The organism is Oceanicaulis sp. (genome assembly GCF_965284345.1).
Classification (GTDB): domain Bacteria; phylum Pseudomonadota; class Alphaproteobacteria; order Caulobacterales; family Maricaulaceae; genus Oceanicaulis; species Oceanicaulis alexandrii_A.
The window spans coordinates 494,981-512,183 of the sequence record NZ_OZ260073.1; the positions used below are offsets into that span (position 1 = coordinate 494,981).

A 17,203-nucleotide genomic window follows, 5' to 3' on the forward strand; every position below is an offset into this window, starting at 1 on the left:
CCGACATCGGGAGAAGTCGGACGGTTCGCCGTGGTGGTGATTAGGGAACGGGGTTAGCCGTTAAAGAGATTGAGAATGATCTGAGGCTCGGAGTTGGCGATCGAGAGCGCCTGAACCCCCAGTTGCTGTTTCACCTGCAAGGCCTGCAATCGCGCGGATTCCTTGGCCAGATCCGCGTCCACCAGATTGCCCACGCCTTCGGTCAGACTGTCCTCGAGTTTGCCGACAAACGTCCGGTGCGCTTCCATCTTCTTGAGGTCAGACCCCAGATTGGCAAGCGCCTGGTTGACGTTGTCGAGGCTGGCCTGGATGGCGCTGACCACATTGCCGGCCAGGGTCACGGTGCCAAGGCTGGAATTGTTCGTCAGGGTGATGATTGCGCCGGAAATCGACAGGTCCTGACCTTCCAGGGTGACGGAGCGCGTCGCGTCCGCATCCGCCAGGAACGCGATGCCGTTTGTCAGCGATCCGTTCAACAGGTTCGCGCCGTCAAATTCAGCATTGGTCAGGATGACTTTCACCTGATCGAGCAACTCTTTGTAGTCGCTGTCATAGGCCTGGCGCGAGAACGTATCGATGGAAGGGTCCAGTGCGGCGGTGGCTTTCTCGCGCATCTGGATCAGCAGGTCAGAGATGGACTCGCCCGCCGCAATCGCCACATCGCCGATGGAGACGGCGCGGTCGAGCGAGGATTTGACGGAGCCCAGCGCGCCAATATCGGAGCGCATGCCTTGCGCCACCGCATAGACGGAGGAGTTATCCTTCGCCCCGGTCACACGCAGGCCGGTATTGATCCGGCTCTGGACGCCCTGAATGTCCTCATTGGTCTTGTTGAGGTTTTGCAGCGCGATCATCGCTGAGGTGTTGGTATGGACGCTGAGCGCCATTGGTCTTCTCCCGATTGCATAACTGCGCCGCATTCGACGGCCGCTCAGCAGTATCAGGAGCAATCAGCGGGCCAATCAGGCCAGATCGCTGAAAAATGATTTAAAACAGATATTTGTACAAAAACGGCGAAGCCCGCCAGACCCCGCAGGACTCTGGACGTGGTTAATTCTTGCCGCTGCAAGCGGTCAAATCTGCCGAGAGGTCAAACACGCTCGTCAACGACGCCGCCTTGCTGGTCTTTCAGAAACGCGACCAGATCCATGTACTTTTCCGGCGGCCATTGACGCATGACTTCACCGGTTTCCGGATCGAACAGACGGTAGATGAACTGACCGCTCTCTTCTTCGCGATCAATCTGAAGCCGGGTCCGCAAGCTGGCGTTGACGCGCTCACGCATGGCCTCGATGCGCTCAAGGTCAGCGGACTTTTGCACAACAGCCGCGCCTTTTTCAGCGACGGATTTATCGGTTTCCTCACCGCCGATCTGACCACGCTTGGCCATGCCGGCGACGGCTTTCTCGGATTGATCTGGCTCCGGGGTGACGCCCTGGGCGTTTGTAACCGGTATGATGTTGCCGATGTTCATATCCTTTTCGTCGACGCTTTGGCGGCGTCGGCGCCTCCTACTTTCTCCCTTGCTCTGTCAGGCATAGTCATCTGAGAAACTGGCCGGGGAGGAACCCCACGTAACGCCCCGGCCAATTCCGCTATGGATTACCGGAAGTAACCCAGGATCGAGCTCGGCGCGGAGTTCGCGATTGAAAGCGCCTGCGTACCCAGCTGCTGCTTGACCTGCAGCGACTGAAGACGGGCGGATTCTTTCGCCAGATCCGCGTCGACCAGATTGCCGATGCCTTTTTCAAGAGCGTCAGACAGTTTGCCCACAAAGCTTTTGTGAACTTCCAGAGACTTCGAACCGGTGCCCAACTTGGCCAGAGCCGTGTTGAGATTGTCCAGCGAAGTTTCGATGGTGGCCACAAGGCCAGACGCCGCCGCCGCCGTGTCAAACGACGCCGTCGCCGCCACGGTGACATTGGTGCCGCCCAGCGACATCACTTCCTGACCGATATCCAGCGTATTGGAGCCGTCAGCATTGGCCAGAGCCGAGATGCCGCCGGTCTGGGTGCCGTTGATCAGGTTGGTGCCGTTGAATTCGGCGTTATCGACGATGGTGCCGATCTGATCACGCAGCGCTTTGAAGTCTTCGTTCAGAGCGCTCCGCGATGCAGTGTCCAGAGAGGAGTCCGCGCCCGCGAGCGTTTTTTCCTTCATTTCCACCAGCAGGTCGGAGATGGCTTCACCCGCGGCCAGAGCCACGTCCACGGTCGATTGCGCCAGGTCGAGAGACTGGCCCACAGCGGAGTAACCCGCCACGTCGGCACGCATCGACTGGGCGATAGCGAACACGCCGCCATTGTCCTTGGCCGAGCTGATCGCCAGGCCCGTGTTGATGCGCTGTTGAACCTGCTGCAGATCTTTGTTGGTCTGGTTCAGGTTCTGCAGGGCGATCATCGCCCCGGGGTTGGTATTGATCGTCGCCATTTCTTGGCTCCTTCAAATTTCCGTTTCTACGGTTACGACACGCTTTTTGCGCATCACTCTTCGAAGGGGCCCCCATTTTCTATGGGGCCCCCATCGAGACTTTAGGGATTACCGGAAGTAACCCAGGATCGAGCTCGGAGCCGAGTTGGCGATCGAGAGCGCCTGAGTACCCAGCTGCTGCTTGACCTGCAGGGACTGCAAGCGAGCAGACTCTTTCGCCAGATCCGCGTCGACCAGGTTGCCGATGCCTTTTTCAAGCGCATCAGACAGCTTGTTGACGAAGGTGCCGTGGATCTCGAGAGACTTCGAACCCGTACCCAGGCGCGCCAGGGAGGAGTTCAGATTGTCCAGCGAGGTCTCGATGGCGGACACAGCCGCATTGGCCAGAGTCGTCGTGTTGATCTGGGTGCCGGCCGTGATGGTGATCGTGGTGCCGGTCAGGCTCAGATCTTCTGCGGCGATGGTGATGGTGTTGGAGCCATCAGCATTCGCCAGAGCCGAGATCGCGGTGGCGCCGTTCTCAATGAGATTGGTGCCGTTGAACTCAGCGTTGGCCACAATGGTGCCGATCTGGTCACGCAGCGCCGTGAAGTCTTCGTTCAAAGCATTGCGGGACGCCGCGTCCAGAGACGTATCGGCTGAAGCCAGGGCTTTCTCTTTCATCTCCACCAGGAGATCAGAGATCGCCTCGCCGGCGGCCAGGGCCACGTCCGTGGTGGACGTCGCCAGGTCCAGCGATTGATTGACGGCCTTGTAGCCCGCCACGTCGGCACGCATCGACTGGGCGATAGCGAACACGCCGCCATTGTCCTTGGCCGAGCTGATCGCCAGGCCCGTGTTGATGCGCTGTTGAACCTGCTGCAGATCTTTGTTGGTCTGGTTCAGGTTCTGCAGGGCGATCATCGCCCCGGGGTTGGTATTGATCGTCGCCATTTCTTGGCTCCTTCAAATTTCCGTTTCTACGGTTACGACACGCTTTTTGCGCGCCAAGGCTCCGGCGACGGCTCCATTTTCTATGAAGCCCTTGCCGAAACTGGGGCTGAATTACCGGAAGTAACTCAGGATCGAGCTCGGCGCGGAGTTCGCGATTGAAAGCGCCTGGGTGCCCAGCTGCTGCTTGACCTGCAGCGACTGGAGACGGGCGGATTCTTTCGCCAGATCCGCGTCGACCAGATTGCCGATGCCCCGTTCCAGGGCGTCAGACAGCTTGGTGACAAAGGTGGAGTGGATTTCCAGCGACTTGGACCCGGTGCCCAAGCGCGCCAAAGCAGAGTTCAGATTGTCCAGACCCGCTTCGATTGCAGCCACAGCCGTTGATGCGTTCGCGACAGAGTCAATTGAAGACGCCGCGCCGATCGACAAGGTGCCGCCGGTCAGACTCAGATCTTCAGCACCGATCGTGAGGGTATTGGAGCCGTCGGAATTGGCCAGAGCCGTAATGTCCGCCGCACCGTTGGAGATCAGATTGGTGCCGTTGAACTCGGCGTTGGCCACGATGGTGCCGATCTGATCGCGAAGTGCGGTGAAATCTTCGTTCAGGGCGTTGCGAGACGCCGTATCCAGCGACGCATCCGTGGATGCGAGCGCTTTCTCTTTCATTTCGATCATCAGATCTGAAATGGCTTCGCCTGCCGCCAGCGCGACATCGACTGTCGATTGCGCCAGATCCAGCGATTGCGACACGGCGTTGTAACCGGCCACGTCAGCACGCATGGATTGAGCGATAGCGTACACACCGCCATTGTCCTTGGCGGAGGAGATGGCAAGACCCGTATTGATACGTTGCTGGACCTGCTGCAGGTCCATATTGGTCTTGTTGAGGTTCTGCAGGGCGATCATCGCCCCGGGATTGGTATTAATCGTCGCCATTTCTTGGCTCCTGTAACGTTTCTACGTTTGATGTGACGCGCCTTTTGCCCGCCAGACCTTCTGGTCCACGCCTCTAGGAGCAAAGCTGGGGCCAGATTCACCCTTTGCAGCCAAAACAGGACGCAAGCCCTTGTTTTCCTGTGACCTGATTGAGTGAAAACCGTTTACCCTACGGCCAGAGGGCGGCATTTTCTGCCGGACGCGCTCGGCAGATTGTGCCGGGCGCGGCAGTTATTGCCGGGCAGGCGGAGCGGTCCGCCTCATGATTTGGTTAATCAGATGTTGACGCCTCGGGCAGGCAAGAAAAAGCCGGGGCCGCATGTGCGGCCCCGGCCCGTATCCGTCGCCCTAGCCGAAATAGGACAGGATCGATTGCGGCTGCTGGTTGGCGATCGAAAGCGCCTGAGTGCCCAGCTGCTGTTTGACCTGCAGAGACTGCAAGGAGGCAGATTCCTTGGCCAGATCCGCATCGACCAGGTTGCCGATACCGACTTCCAGAGCGTCAGTAAGTTTTGTGACAAACGAGGAGTGGATCTCCAACGCTTTGGATTTCGTGCCCAACCGCGCGAGCGCAGAGTTCACGGTATCCAGCGAAGTGCCGATCTGAGAGGCGATATTGCTGGCCTGTGTCGCTGTCGCAAACGACGCCGTGGCGGCCAATGACACGATCGAACCGGAAAGCGACATGTCTTCCGAGCTCACAGTAATCGTGTTTGAGCCGTCCTGGTTGGCCAACGCCACGAATGCGTTGGTTGAGCCGTCAATCAGGTTGACGCCATTAAATTCAGCATTGCTCACGATCGTCGAAATCTGATCGCGCAGCGCCGTGAAATCTTCATTCAAGGCGCTACGGCTTGCTGTATCCAGTGACGCGTCTGACGCCGCCAAAGCCTTCTCATTCATCTCAATCAGCAGATCCGAAATCGCTTCACCCGCAGCAAGAGCAACGTCGAGCGTCGCCTCGCCCCGGTCCAAAATCTGACCAACAACCCCAAAACCGGAAACCTGGGAGCGCATGCGCTGGGCGATGGCGTAGATGCCGCCATTGTCCTTAGCGCTGGAGACTTCCAGGCCGGTGTTGATACGGTTCTGCGTGGTCTGCAGGTCCATGTTGGTTTTGTTCAGATTCTGAAGCGCGATCATGGCTCCAGAGTTGGTGTTCACAGAAACGTTCATTGTGGGGTTCCTCCATTCTGGAAGTGAGCGGCCTATTCTCGGCCGAAGGACATTTTGTCCCGCTCAAGGCAGAGCAAACCCCATGCCGTCGCGCGCACGCAGACGGCATGTTTTCAGCTAGTTTTTTCAGATGCTTGGAAATAGGCCGCAAGTCGCAAGACGCCCATGACGCGCCTTGCCGGGCAAATTTGTCCGGGCGGGGCGGAATTGCCCAACGCGCGCCGGATCAGGAGGGCGACAGCCCCTGCATGATGGTGCGATTGATGTCGATCAGGGTGTCCAGATCGGTTTCGCCCCGCATGGCCGAACTCGTCTCTTTGGAGACGAAGATCGACAAGGAAATAATGCCGGCGCGCAGGGATTCCGGCAGATTGTTGTGGTCACTGGCGCAATCCGCCGCAAAAGCGGACCAGACACGGCGATTACGATCCAGCGCCGCCGCTTTTTTGCGGATTTCGGTCTTGGGCGCGTCCTTGACCTCCATCAACCCGCGCGTGACCTCGCCGATCAGACGGTATTCCGTCTGACGCGGGTCTTCCGTACGCGAAGATGCAGTTTTGTAGGCCTGATACGACATGAACGCTTAGCCTCTTTACGCCTCGTCAGATCCAGCCAGGAGCTTGGCTTCATACTGGATCAGCTTTCTGCAACGCAGCAACGCCTTGTAGAATTCGCCAGCCATCACTTCGCGGCTGACTGCGACGCACTCTGAAAGCACGTCTGACGAGCCCACAGCATTCATGAACTCAGTCATCCTCAGAACGAACTCGTCATATAGTCCGTCCTGAGAGGTTGATGAGAGGTACATCATCATGACCGGGAAATAGATCCGCTTCGCCGGCGTATCCACCTCATGCTCATGCATGATGTCTTTCTCACGCAGAACGCTCGCCTTGTTTTGCAAGACAAGAGTCGCCCGGCGATCACCATTTTCAACCACGGCTCCGTTCAGAACGAACTTTTCACCCGGCTTCAAGGAAAGCTTTAGCGGCATGACGTGTCTGACCCTTCATTGTCGGCGCGGCCTGTCGGCGTCCGACCTCGCACACTCAAGCAGGCTAGAGTGAAGAAACCGTTTCTGTGACGCAGGTTCGCAGTATTAGCAGAACCTTAATCGAAGCATCCATTTTTGGCTTGGTAAACTGCAAGGGATGATGCGCGATGAGCCAATTGCTCGATCTTGATGCGGAACTGGCGGCCGGTGAAGAAAAAGCCGTTCGTGATGTGCGGGTTCGCCGTGACAGCTCCGCCTCTTCTGACGTCCAGCGCGCGCTCGCCTCCAAAAAATCCAAAGACGAGAACCTGCCGCCCAAGGCGATCGGCCTGCTCAAACGCGCCATGAAAATCGTCGAGGATGACCGCGAAGCCGCCGCCAAGGCCGCAAAGCTGTGTCTGGATGCAGTGGATCTGGCGCCCGAAAGCGCGTTGGCCAATCACGCCCTGGCGATCAGCCTTGAGCGTCTGGGCCGCCTGGCCAAGGCGTTGCAGTTCTATGAGCGCGCCTGGCGCTTCAATCCGCAGAACTCAGAAGTCTATCTCAATCTCGCCATGCTGGCGTGGAAGCTCGATATGATGGACGGCGCAGAAAAATTCCTGCGTCTTTTTCTGCAAATGTCGCCGAACCATCCTGCCGGGGTCATCAACCTGTCCGGCGTGCTGCGCGATCAAGGCAAGTTTGACGATTCCGTCGAGATCCTGCGCGCCGCCATCTACGCCAATCCCGAGGAAAAGGATTTCTGGAACTCGTTGGGCACCACCTTGCTGGAAAAAGGCGAACCGGATCAGGCTCTGACGTTCTATTCGGAAGCCTTGCGGCTGCAGCCGGATTTCGCCCGCGCGCATCACAACACGGCCTTCGCCTATGAATTGCTCGGCGAGCCGGAAAAGGCCGTGCATCATTTCCGCGAAGCGCTGAAGACGGCCGCCTCCCAGAAAGACGTCATCATCATGACCCACGGCCTGTCGCAATCGCTGTTGGCGATGGGCGAGCTGGAAGAAGGCTGGGCGCTGTACAAGACCCGGCTTGACCCTGAATACTCCAGTGTCACCCATTTCCTGATCGACGCGCCGCGCTGGGATGGCGATGACATCCAGGCCCTGCGCGGCAAGAAGCTTTTGTGGATCGGCGAACAGGGGCTGGGCGACGAGATCCTGTTCCTGCAGCTCGGCCAAGACCTGCTCGACGCGGTCGGGCCGGACGGTCAGCTCTACATATCGGTTGAGAAACGACTGGTGGACATGGTCCAGCGCACCTATCCGGACGCCATTGTGGGCTCTCACCGGACCGTGAAACGCGAAGGCAAGGATTTTCGCGGCGTTACCGGGTTTGAAGAGGGCTTGAGCTTTGACTATTGGACGCCCTTCGCCCAACCCGCCTGCGCCTTCCGCACCAAAGCCTCCGATTTTCCACAAGACCCGGTCCTGTCGCCGCCCGAGGCGGATATCGCCCATTGGCGCGAGCAGCTGGCGACCCTGCCCGAGGGGCTCAAGGTCGGCATTTTGTGGAAGTCGCTGAAAATGGACTCCAAGCGCTCCAAACACTTCTCGGCGTTTGAGCTCTGGAAGCCGGTGCTGAAAACGCCCGGCGTCACGTTTGTGAACCTGCAATATGGCGACGCCGCCGACGACATCGCCTACGCCAAATCCAAATTCGGCGTCGACGTGCATACCCTGGACGGCATCGATCTGAAGAACGATCTCGATCAGGTGACCGCGCTCGCCAAGGCTTGTGATCTGGTGATCGGCCCGACCAACGCCACCACCTCGCTGGGCGCGGCGGCGGGTGGAAACATCTGGTATATTCACCCGCATGGCCGGATCTGGACGCATATGGGGACCGGGCGGTCGCCCTGGTTCACCACGACGCGCTCTTTCTTCGGCAAAGGCTATGCGGACTGGATCAACATCATGAAGCAGGTCGCCAAAGCGCTGGCCGAAGAAACCGCAAGCGCGGACGCCTGATCGCTACGCCGGTTTGGTTAAATAGAGCTGGAAGGCCGCCTCGTCATAAACCGGTCGGCCATTGTTGAGGTCCGCGCCTTCAACCAGCGCTCGTCGGCGATCATAGACCTGATCGAGCTGGAAGTCGGCGAACAGGGCTTTAAGCTCATCCAGCGTGTAGAAGACGCGATGCCCGAACACCGGATCTTCCGATCCATCGCCGCGCGCGGCATAGCCATGATCGGTGCTGGCGACTTCGAAAAAGGCGCGACCGCCCGGCTTCATGGCCGCGAACATCTCCTGCACATAGCGGGCGGCCAGGGGTTTGGGGATGTGTTGCAGCGTGGCGCGCTCGAGAATTACGTCGAGCGAGGCTGGCTTCAGCCCCAGCGCATCGCCGCTGACAAACAGATCCAGGTCGGGGTAGAGCCGCCGCCCCGCGATCAGCGCCTCGGCGGAGACATCGCAGCCTGAAAGCTGCGCTTTGGGAAACACGCTGCGCAGAAAGCCCAGATTCTGGCCGTTGCCGCAGCCAAACTCGAACACCCGCGCATCGGGGTTTCTCGACAGCGCTATCAGGGCGAACACCACGGCGTCCGTATAGGGAACGCGGGTCTGGGAGCTGGCGTAGAACGCATCCCATTGTTTGGCGTTATGCGCGCTTGAGGTCATCGAATGCGGTTCTCCCCCGGGTTTCACTCTTAGTGAACCAAGACTCATCATAACAGTAAACACGCCCACACAACCGGCAGGAGCGTTGTCATGACCGCCCCCTCTTCCGTGTTTGACCAGATCGAAGATCTCAGCTGTCCGCCCGTGATCGTCGCCGAGCTGTCGGCCAATCACAGCGGGGATCTGTCGCGCGCGCTCGAGATCATTGACGCCTGCGCGGACGCGGGCGCGGATGCGCTGAAGCTGCAGACCTACACCGCCGACACCATCACGCTGAACCATGACGGCCCCGGCTTTGTGCTGGAGGGCGGTTTGTGGGACGGACGCAAGCTGCATGACCTATACGAAGAAGCGCATACGCCCTGGGACTGGCATGCCGCGCTGTTCGAACGCGGTCGCAAGCACGGGATGGAGGTGTTCTCCTCGCCGTTTGACTTCACAGCCGTCGATTTTCTCGAACAGTTCGAACCGCCCGCCTACAAGATCGCCTCGTTTGAACTGGTGGACCTGCCGCTGATCGCGCACGCCGCCCGCACCCGGCGCCCGCTGGTGATGTCGACGGGCATGGCGAGCTGGGACGAAATCATCGAGGCGGTGCTGACCGCGCGTCAGGCCGGATGCGAACGGCTGTGCATTCTGCACTGCACCTCTGGCTATCCCACGCCCATCGAGCAGGCCGATCTTCGCACCATCCCAGAGCTGATCCAGCGCCTGCAAATCCCCATCGGGCTCAGCGACCACACCCCCGGCATCGCCGCGCCCGTCGCCGCGACGGCCCTGGGCGCGCGGATGATCGAGAAACACGTCACGATGCGCCGGTCTGATGGCGGCCCGGACGCGGAGTTTTCGCTGGAGCCGGATGAGCTGGCGAGCCTGGTGCGAGAAACCCGCAACGCCCATGCGGCGCTGGGCCATGTTCGAACCGGCCTGGCGGACTCTGAAGTGCGCTCGCGCACCGTGCGCCGCTCGCTCTATGTGACCGCTGACATCAAAGCCGGAGAGGTTCTGACCGAAGCCAATGTGCGCTCGGTGCGCCCCGGCGGCGGTCTGCATCCGCGCGACTGGTCGAAAGTTCTGGGACGCACTGCAACGCGCGATCTCAATTTCGGCGAGCCTCTGGACTGGACGATGATTGTGGATGGCCGCGGATGACGACGGACCCGGCGCTTCAGATTGCAAACGCCTTTGGCGGCGACCACGCCGTTCTGTTCGGCCGAGCGCGCTCGGCCTTGCTGGCGCTGTTTGAAACGCTGGGCCTTCATGGCCGCTCGGTCATCCTGATCCCGTCAAACGCCTGCCCCAGCCTGTTCGCCAGCGCCTGGGCCAGCGGCGCGCAGGTGCGGCTCGCGCCGGTGAGCCCCGAGACCGGCGTCACTGAAGACGCTGCACTGGCGGCTCAAATCGAAACCCTGTCCCGGCAGGGCCGGACCGGCGCGGTGCTGCTGACCCATCTTTACGGCTTTCGCCTCGATTTCACCCAAGCCCGCCAGGCCGCACGTGCGCTTGGCTGGACCAGTATTGAGAACGACGCCAACGCCTCGAGCTTCGCATCCCAGGCGCCTCTGGAAGATGTGGCCCGCATTGTCAGCTTTGGCGCCGGCAAGGTGCTGGACGCCGGCGCGGGCGGCGCGGTGATCACTCAGGATGCAGCGCTGGCGGCTGAACTGAAGAAGCGGGCGGCCACTTATCCGGTGCTGGATGCGCAGGCTGACCAGGATGAAGAGCGGCTGATGCTGCAGCGGCGCGCCTTACGCAATCAGGGACGCGCGGCCGAGATCGAACATACGCTGGTGAGTGAGTTGTCCCAGCTGCGCTTTGGTTTTGATCCCAACACGGCGGAAAAGCTGACAGCCGTACTGGCGCACTTGCCCGCGCGTCTGGCCGAGCGTCAGGAGCGACGTGCGCTCTGGACCCAGGCGCTTCGTGGTTTTGCGCCCGCCCTCACCCCGGTCGCACTCGATCAGACCGCACCCTGGCGTCTGATCGTGAAAACCGCGCCGACTGTGCGCGATCCTCTGGTTGAGGCGCTGCGCGCAAACGGCTTTGACGCCGGAACGAATTACCCGGCCCTGACACAATCCTTTCCCGAACTGACGGACCAGGATGCGCACCCTGATGCGAATCTCTGGGCGCAGTCGGTCATCAATCTCTGGCTCGATGCGCGTTATGATAGCGCCAGAATCACCGCGGCTTGCGCCGTGATGGAGCCGGTTCTGGAGGCGCTGACATGACATCACTGATCATCCGCGTGGACGCCGTCCATGAGACAGGCCTGGCCCACGCCGCCCGATGCAGCCGCCTGATCGACCTTTTGCCCGAGCGCCCACGCGTGCATGTGCTGGGTCAGGGCGACGCGCTGTCCGAGTTCTTCCCCTACGACAAGATCGTGCCGCTTAAAGGCCCGGTGGATGTGTTCCTGAAAGCTTTGGTGATCGAGACCGAAGCTGACGCGGTTCTGGTGGACCAGCCGGTTCACGACCCGGTGCTGTGGAGCGCGCTCGACGCCCTGCCCCAGCTCAAGCGCCTGATGGTGGATGATTTCGGCTCAGACGCCCCCGCCGACCTTGCGATCAACGGCACGGTGATCGAGGACTATCACCGTTATCCCCATCTGCGGGACGGCGGACAGGCGCTCTGCGGCGGCGAATACGCCCTGATCGCGCCAGTGTTCGCCAAATCGCGCCATAGCGACGCGCGCAAAGGCCCTGTCATCGCCATTTGCGGCGGCGGCGACCGCGCGGCGGAGTGGGCGATGCAGCTGGCCGAGCGGGGACCGGCCCTGACCAAGCCCCGCCCCTTCATCATGATTGTGGGATCAAGCTTTCCCGACTTTGAAGACCTCAAGCGCATGACGGTGCTGAACGGCGGCATCGCCAAACAGGGCCTGCCGGTCCACCAGATCGCCAGCCATCTGGCGCGCGCCCCCGCCGCCATCATGACCGGCGGCATGGTGGTGTATGAAGCGCTGGCCGCGGGCGTCCCCTCGATTGTCTTCCCGCAGCTCGAAAACCTGATCCCGGAAATCGACTGGTTTGCGGACCGCGGCGCGCTGATCAATCTGGGCTATGAAAACGGCGACGACATTCCGGCCTTGTCCGAACAGCTCACAGCCTTGCTGGGCGATCCCTCCAAAGCTGCGGCGCTCAGTCACAAAGGCCCTGAACTGATTGACGGGCTGGGCATGGCGCGGGCGGCCGAGGCCATCAGCCAGTTGCTCTCAAGCTGACCGGCGATCTCACATGACGATTGCGATCATTGATTACGGCATGGGCAATCTGACCTCGGTCAGAAACGCGCTCAAACATCTGGGCGCCGATGTGGTGGTGAGCCATGATCCCGGCGTGCTGCGCGCGGCGAAAGGCGTGGTGCTGCCCGGCGTCGGCGCCTTTGGCGAAGGCATGGCGCATTTGCACGAACTGGGACTGGCGAGCCTGATCAAGGACGAGATCGCCGCTCAGCACCGCCCGCTTCTGGGGATTTGCCTCGGCATGCAGCTCCTGCTCGATGAAAGCACCGAGCATGGCCAGCATGCAGGCCTCGGGATCATTCCCGGTAAGGTCCGCCGCCTCGCCCCGCCGTCGAATGATCCGCCCTATCGCGTGCCGCATGTGGGCTGGAACCATGTAGAAGCCGCCAAAACGGACGCCCTATTCAAGGGCCTGCCGGACAACGAGGCCTTCTATTTCGTCCACTCCTTTGTCTGCGAGCCCGAACGACCAGAGGACGCGGCGGGATGGTCTGAGCATGGCGAACGCTTTGTCTGCGCGCTGGAGCACGGCTCGGTCTGGGCGGCGCAGTTTCACCCCGAGAAAAGCCACAAGGCCGGCCTCGCTTTGCTGAACAACTGGCTGGAGTTCGCCTCATCATGCTGATGCCGCGCCTGATCCCGGTCCTTTTGCTGATGAACGGCCAGTTGGTCCGCTCTGAAACCTTCACCCAGCACCAGATCATCGGCGATCCGCTGCACGAGGTGTCGCGATTCAACGAGTGGAAGGTGGACGAACTGATTTATCTCGACATCACCCGCGAAGGCGGGCTGGTGCAGGGGCGTCGCGATTCCGGCAATCGCGCCTATGCCGATTCCATGGAGGTGCTGGAAGCAGTGGCGAGCCAGTGCTTCATGCCGCTGACCTGGGGCGGGCGCATCCAGTCGCTCGATCAGGTGCGCGAGATTTTCTCGCGCGGCGCGGACAAGGTCGCCATCAACACCGCCGCGTTTGAAACGCCGGAGCTGATCACTCAGGTCGCCAAACGCTTCGGCGCGCAAGCCATGGTGGTCAGCGTCGACGTTCGCCAGACAAATAACGGCTATGACGTGATGATTCAGGGCGGGCGCACCGCCACAGGCCGCGACCCGGTGTCCTGGGCGAAAGAAGCCGAAGACCGCGGCGCAGGTGAAATCCTCTTGCAGAGCCTTGATCGGGACGGGCGCGGCACGGGCTATGATACGGCGCTGATCGAACAGGTCTCAGACGCAGTCACCATCCCCGTCATCGCCTGTTCGGGCGTCGGCGTATACGAGCATTACGCCAAGGGACTGAAGGCGGGGGCGGACGCGGTGGCGGCCGCCAATATCTGGCATTTCAAGGAACTCGCTGACCGCGGCGGCAAGCGCGCTTTGCAACGCGCCGGGTTTGACGTGCGGATGTAGACACAGACTTCCCGGATGAGCGATAGCGAAGACCCGGGCCCCCTGTCCAACTTAATGCACTACGCAGTTTCTTCCCTCTTTCCCGGCGGAGGCCGGGATCCAGGGGGCATCAGGCGCAGCATATCCGGCTCTGGGGCCCCGCCTGCGCGGGGAAAGAGGTCATCAAATGTTCAAAGCCGCCTGAGCCACTTCTAAATCACGCTTCATCTCTCCACAGCCGCGCACCAGCCTGGCCGTGTCCGGTCCCAGATTGAACAGCGCGTCGACGATGGAGAGGTTGGGCAGGAAGGCCTTGCCCTGTGCGTATTCCGGCGGCGTAAACGCCTGCCAGTAATGGGTGACGCCCTTGGCCGAGAACCCCGCCTCGTCCACATATGACGCCGCGCCGACGTTCGAGATATAGCTATCCGCGCCCGCCGCCTGACACAGCGAAATCAACCGGTCCTGGCTTTCGCCTTCATGGGAAAGCGCCGCGCTATCCATAATCTCGGCATCCAGTTCCAGCACCTCACAGAAATGGCGGATGAGCGCCGAATTGAGATCTGACAGATTGGCGTAGTCGGCTTCAATCAACGCTTCGATTGCGGGAAAATACGCCTCAAAGTACGGCCGCTTGCCATAGACCTGTTTCAGCGTCGTCAGATGCTTTTTCCGCCAGGGCTCGTTTGCGATTTCGGTCTGGCGGATCGTGCGGCCAAGATCGCCGGATTTTCTCACCGGAACGGACAGGAAGATCGCCTCCTTGCCGTTGCGCACGCGATTTCTCTGCTGCCAGCTATGGCGCTGGAACTGCACGTCCGGCAGCAGCACGAACACATCGCTAAGGGCGATCTTGTGAAACAGGATCAGCCCCGGCAGGTAGACCGGCTGGTGGGCGCTCAATATCCGCAATGGAGAGCCTTTCCCCTCAATGGTGCGCAGCTTGGGCTAAACTTAACGATTGAGGCGTTTTGTTACCCTTAAGCCCGGCGGTGATTCGTCATCGCTGACGCCCCAGCCTGAGGGAAGCGCCATGAGTGTCCAGTTCTGCAAAACCTGTTTTTACCCCAGCTCGTCAGCCGCGCCGCTGACCTTTGACGAGAACGGGGTGTGCTCGGGCTGCCGGGTGGCGGGCCAGACCGTCGATATCGACTGGGACGAGCGCTGGACGATGCTCGAAGAGCTGGTGGCCGATTACCGCAACCCCAAAGGCTATGACTGCGTCATCCCGGTGGGCGGCGGCAAGGACAGCTTTTACCAGACCCATCTGGCGGTCAAAAAGCTGGGCCTGCGTCCGCTGCTGGTCACCTATCACGGCAACAACTTCCTGCCTGAGGGCGAGTATAATCTCCAGTTGATGCGCGAGGCGTTCGACGCCGATCACATCATCTATCGACCCGGCCTTGAGACGCTGATCAAGATGAACCTTTTAGGGTTCAAGCTGCATGGCGACATGAACTGGCACAACCATGCCGGCATCAAGACCTATCCGATCAAACAGGCGGTCCTGCATGACATTCCGCTGATGCTGTGGGGCGATCATGGCTGGGTCGATCTGGGGGGCATGTTCTCCTATTCCGACTTCCCTGAATTCACCGCCAAGACCCGCAAGGAACACGACCTGCACGGGCTCGACTGGGATGATTTCACCGATGAAGGGCTGGAGCGCCATGGCCGCCCGGACCTGAAAATGGGCCTGACCGAGAAGGAACTCGACTTCGCGGTCTACCCGTCTGACGAGGAAATCGACCGGGTCGGCGTGCGCGGCGTTTACTTGGGCTTTTACGAAAAATGGAACGGCAATAAATGCGCCGCCGTGGCCGAGAAAGAGTATGGCTGGAAGAAAGCCGAATACCCGTTCGAGCGCACCTATCGCAAGATTTCCAATCTCGACGACATGCACGAGAACGGCATTCACGACTATCTCAAATTCATCAAGTTTGGTTATGGCCGCGCCACCGATCACGCCAGCCAGGATGTGCGGCTGGGGGTGATGGACTACAAGACCGGGCTCGAAATGGTCAAAAAGCATGACCACGTCAAACCCCGCCGCGATCTTGAGCGCTGGCTGGGCTATGTGGACATGACCGAGGCCGAGTTCGATCAGATCTGCGACACCTTCCGCGATCCGCGCGTCTGGCGCATCGAGAACGACCAATGGGCCAAGGATGATGTCTGGGGCGGATCGTCGAGCTATGGTCCGGTCTATCTTGATAAAAACGATCCGCGCCGTGAGCAGTATCAGGTCAAGGGCGCACAGGTATGAGCCGCACGACCACAGCCGAGTTCACCACTTTCGCCGATGTGAACATGCGTGGCCGGGGTCGCCCTATCGTGCTGGCGGGCGCCGGCAATATCGCCGACAAGACCTTGCGCCGGATATCCGGCGTAATCGCGATTGTGGACAATAACCCCAATCTTCATGGCGAGCGTCAGGCTGGCCTCACCATCGCTGCGCCTGACAGCCTGAAAGATGCTGCGCCGCGTCCCTTTGTGGTGATCTGCACCACCTCGTTTGTGGAAGTGGGCGAGCAGCTGGTGAGCTTTGGCCTCATTCCCGGTCAGGATTTCGTCGTCAGCCCGGTGCTCAATGATCTGCGCATCATCGCGGAAATGGAGAGCCTTCAAGAGACGGTGTTGTTCACCTGCGGGCTGCCGCCGCTAGAGGACCCCGAAGCCGGCGGCGGGCTTTATGAGCTTCAGATTTCAGGCGCCAACCACAGCTTCCGCAAGGTCTTCAAGGGTAATTTTCACGGCCTGCGCCCCCATGGCGAGCATTTCATCGCCATTGATGACGAGCGCGGCTTGATCATTTTCGACCGCGAGTATCAGATCCTTGAAAACTTCGCCCTGCCCCAGGGCGCGCGCTGTCACGGGGTGAGCTGGTCTGAGGAGAAGCGGCAATATTTCATCGCCTGCTCCTATCTCGATGCGATCCTGGTCTATTCCGAACAAGGCGAAGAGATCGACCGCATACCGATCAGCCCCAAACAGGCGCGCACCGGCTCGGCGCAGCATCATTGCAACGACATTCTGGTGCTGGGCGACAGCGTCTATCTGTCGATGTTCTCCGCCACCGGAAACTGGAAGCGCGATGTGTTTGACGGCGTCGTGCTGGAATATGATCTGGCGGACAAGCGCTGGGTCGGGCCGGTGATTTCAGATTTGTGGATGCCGCACTCCATCGACTTTGTGGACGGCTCGCTGGTGGTGCTCGATTCCCTGCGCGGTCGATTGCTGAAGAACAACGCCCAGAGCGTCGGGCAATTTCCCGGATTTGCGCGCGGGCTGGCCCATGACGGCGCGCGCTTTTTCATCGGGCAGAGCCGGAACCGCAATTATTCCGCCGCCCTGGGGGTGAGCCAGAACATCGCCATAGACACCGCCATCACCGTGTTTGACGAGCACACCAAGGTGTCCAAGAGCTTCCATCTGCCCTCCACGGTGTCGGAGATTCACGGCATCGCGCTCAACACGAAGCGCTGA

Annotated in this window: 18 protein-coding genes; 8 read left to right on the forward strand and 10 right to left on the reverse strand. The window is 60.4% G+C overall.

Translation table 11 applies throughout. From position 1 onward, the window contains the following. Window positions 1-53 precede the first annotated feature (53 nt). The 8 genes from ACQ66J_RS02545 to flbT form a co-directional block, all read right to left on the reverse strand. Window positions 54-887, reverse strand: coding sequence for a flagellin (locus ACQ66J_RS02545; RefSeq protein ID WP_430430364.1), 834 nt, complete (start codon window positions 885-887; stop codon window positions 54-56). A gap of 203 nt (window positions 888-1,090) precedes the next feature. Next, the gene (locus ACQ66J_RS02550) at window positions 1,091-1,474 is read right to left on the reverse strand and encodes a flagellar protein FlaG (RefSeq protein WP_375548635.1); all 384 of its coding nucleotides are present in this window, start codon (window positions 1,472-1,474) and stop codon (window positions 1,091-1,093) included. 128 nt (window positions 1,475-1,602) lie between these two features. After that, window positions 1,603-2,430, reverse strand: a complete 828-nt coding sequence (locus tag ACQ66J_RS02555) for a flagellin (protein WP_430430365.1) — start codon at window positions 2,428-2,430, stop codon at window positions 1,603-1,605. Window positions 2,431-2,538: 108 nt separating this feature from the next. Continuing rightward, window positions 2,539-3,363 (reverse strand): flagellin, encoded by an 825-nt coding sequence (locus ACQ66J_RS02560; RefSeq protein WP_430430366.1) that lies wholly within the window; start codon window positions 3,361-3,363, stop codon window positions 2,539-2,541. 111 nt (window positions 3,364-3,474) lie between these two features. Then, window positions 3,475-4,299, reverse strand: a complete 825-nt coding sequence (locus ACQ66J_RS02565; protein ID WP_375548632.1) for a flagellin — start codon at window positions 4,297-4,299, stop codon at window positions 3,475-3,477. Window positions 4,300-4,647: 348 nt separating this feature from the next. Then, window positions 4,648-5,475 (reverse strand): flagellin, encoded by an 828-nt coding sequence (locus ACQ66J_RS02570; protein ID WP_375548631.1) that lies wholly within the window; start codon window positions 5,473-5,475, stop codon window positions 4,648-4,650. A 226-nt stretch (window positions 5,476-5,701) separates the two neighbouring features. Next, on the reverse strand, window positions 5,702-6,052 hold the full coding sequence (gene flaF / locus ACQ66J_RS02575) for a flagellar biosynthesis regulator FlaF (RefSeq protein ID WP_107712781.1): 351 nt from the start codon (window positions 6,050-6,052) through the stop codon (window positions 5,702-5,704). Between the two features lie 15 nt (window positions 6,053-6,067). Beyond that, window positions 6,068-6,469: a flagellar biosynthesis repressor FlbT gene (flbT, locus tag ACQ66J_RS02580; RefSeq protein WP_133725231.1), complete on the reverse strand. Its 402-nt coding sequence runs from the start codon at window positions 6,467-6,469 to the stop codon at window positions 6,068-6,070. A 167-nt stretch (window positions 6,470-6,636) separates the two neighbouring features. Here flbT and ACQ66J_RS02585 point away from each other — a divergent pair, with 167 nt between their 5' ends. Then, entirely contained in the window at window positions 6,637-8,436 is a 1,800-nt protein-coding gene (locus tag ACQ66J_RS02585; RefSeq protein WP_375548630.1) for a tetratricopeptide repeat protein, read from the forward strand. Window positions 8,437-8,439: 3 nt separating this feature from the next. On the opposite strand, the gene ACQ66J_RS02590 is transcribed toward ACQ66J_RS02585, so the two are convergent. After that, window positions 8,440-9,087: a class I SAM-dependent methyltransferase gene (locus ACQ66J_RS02590; protein ID WP_430430367.1), complete on the reverse strand. Its 648-nt coding sequence runs from the start codon at window positions 9,085-9,087 to the stop codon at window positions 8,440-8,442. Window positions 9,088-9,177: 90 nt separating this feature from the next. On the opposite strand from ACQ66J_RS02590, the gene pseI reads away from it, so the two are divergent. The 5 genes from pseI to hisF are packed head-to-tail and all read left to right on the forward strand — an operon-like array spanning window position 9,178 to window position 13,738. Then, complete coding sequence (pseI, locus tag ACQ66J_RS02595; RefSeq protein WP_430430368.1) at window positions 9,178-10,239, forward strand: pseudaminic acid synthase; 1,062 nt, start codon at window positions 9,178-9,180, stop codon at window positions 10,237-10,239. Continuing rightward, window positions 10,236-11,318: a DegT/DnrJ/EryC1/StrS family aminotransferase gene (locus tag ACQ66J_RS02600; RefSeq protein ID WP_430430369.1), complete on the forward strand. Its 1,083-nt coding sequence runs from the start codon at window positions 10,236-10,238 to the stop codon at window positions 11,316-11,318. The genes pseI and ACQ66J_RS02600 overlap by 4 nt, the downstream gene beginning before the upstream one ends. Then, a complete protein-coding gene (locus ACQ66J_RS02605; protein ID WP_430430370.1) occupies window positions 11,315-12,313 on the forward strand; it encodes a hypothetical protein in 999 nt (332 codons plus the stop codon). The genes ACQ66J_RS02600 and ACQ66J_RS02605 overlap by 4 nt, the downstream gene beginning before the upstream one ends. A gap of 13 nt (window positions 12,314-12,326) precedes the next feature. Then, entirely contained in the window at window positions 12,327-12,959 is a 633-nt protein-coding gene (hisH, locus tag ACQ66J_RS02610) for an imidazole glycerol phosphate synthase subunit HisH (RefSeq protein ID WP_430430371.1), read from the forward strand. Then, complete coding sequence (gene hisF, locus ACQ66J_RS02615; protein WP_430430372.1) at window positions 12,953-13,738, forward strand: imidazole glycerol phosphate synthase subunit HisF; 786 nt, start codon at window positions 12,953-12,955, stop codon at window positions 13,736-13,738. The genes hisH and hisF overlap by 7 nt, the downstream gene beginning before the upstream one ends. 162 nt (window positions 13,739-13,900) lie before the next feature. Here the strand turns inward: hisF and ACQ66J_RS02620 are convergent, their stop codons facing one another. Continuing rightward, window positions 13,901-14,629 carry a WbqC family protein gene (locus ACQ66J_RS02620; protein ID WP_430430373.1) on the reverse strand — a complete coding sequence of 243 codons (729 nt, stop codon included), beginning with the start codon at window positions 14,627-14,629 and terminating at the stop codon, window positions 13,901-13,903. 121 nt (window positions 14,630-14,750) lie between these two features. On the opposite strand from ACQ66J_RS02620, the gene ACQ66J_RS02625 reads away from it, so the two are divergent. Continuing rightward, window positions 14,751-15,983, forward strand: a complete 1,233-nt coding sequence (locus ACQ66J_RS02625) for an N-acetyl sugar amidotransferase (RefSeq protein ID WP_430430374.1) — start codon at window positions 14,751-14,753, stop codon at window positions 15,981-15,983. After that, a complete protein-coding gene (locus tag ACQ66J_RS02630) occupies window positions 15,980-17,203 on the forward strand; it encodes a DUF4915 domain-containing protein (protein ID WP_430430375.1) in 1,224 nt (407 codons plus the stop codon). The genes ACQ66J_RS02625 and ACQ66J_RS02630 overlap by 4 nt, the downstream gene beginning before the upstream one ends.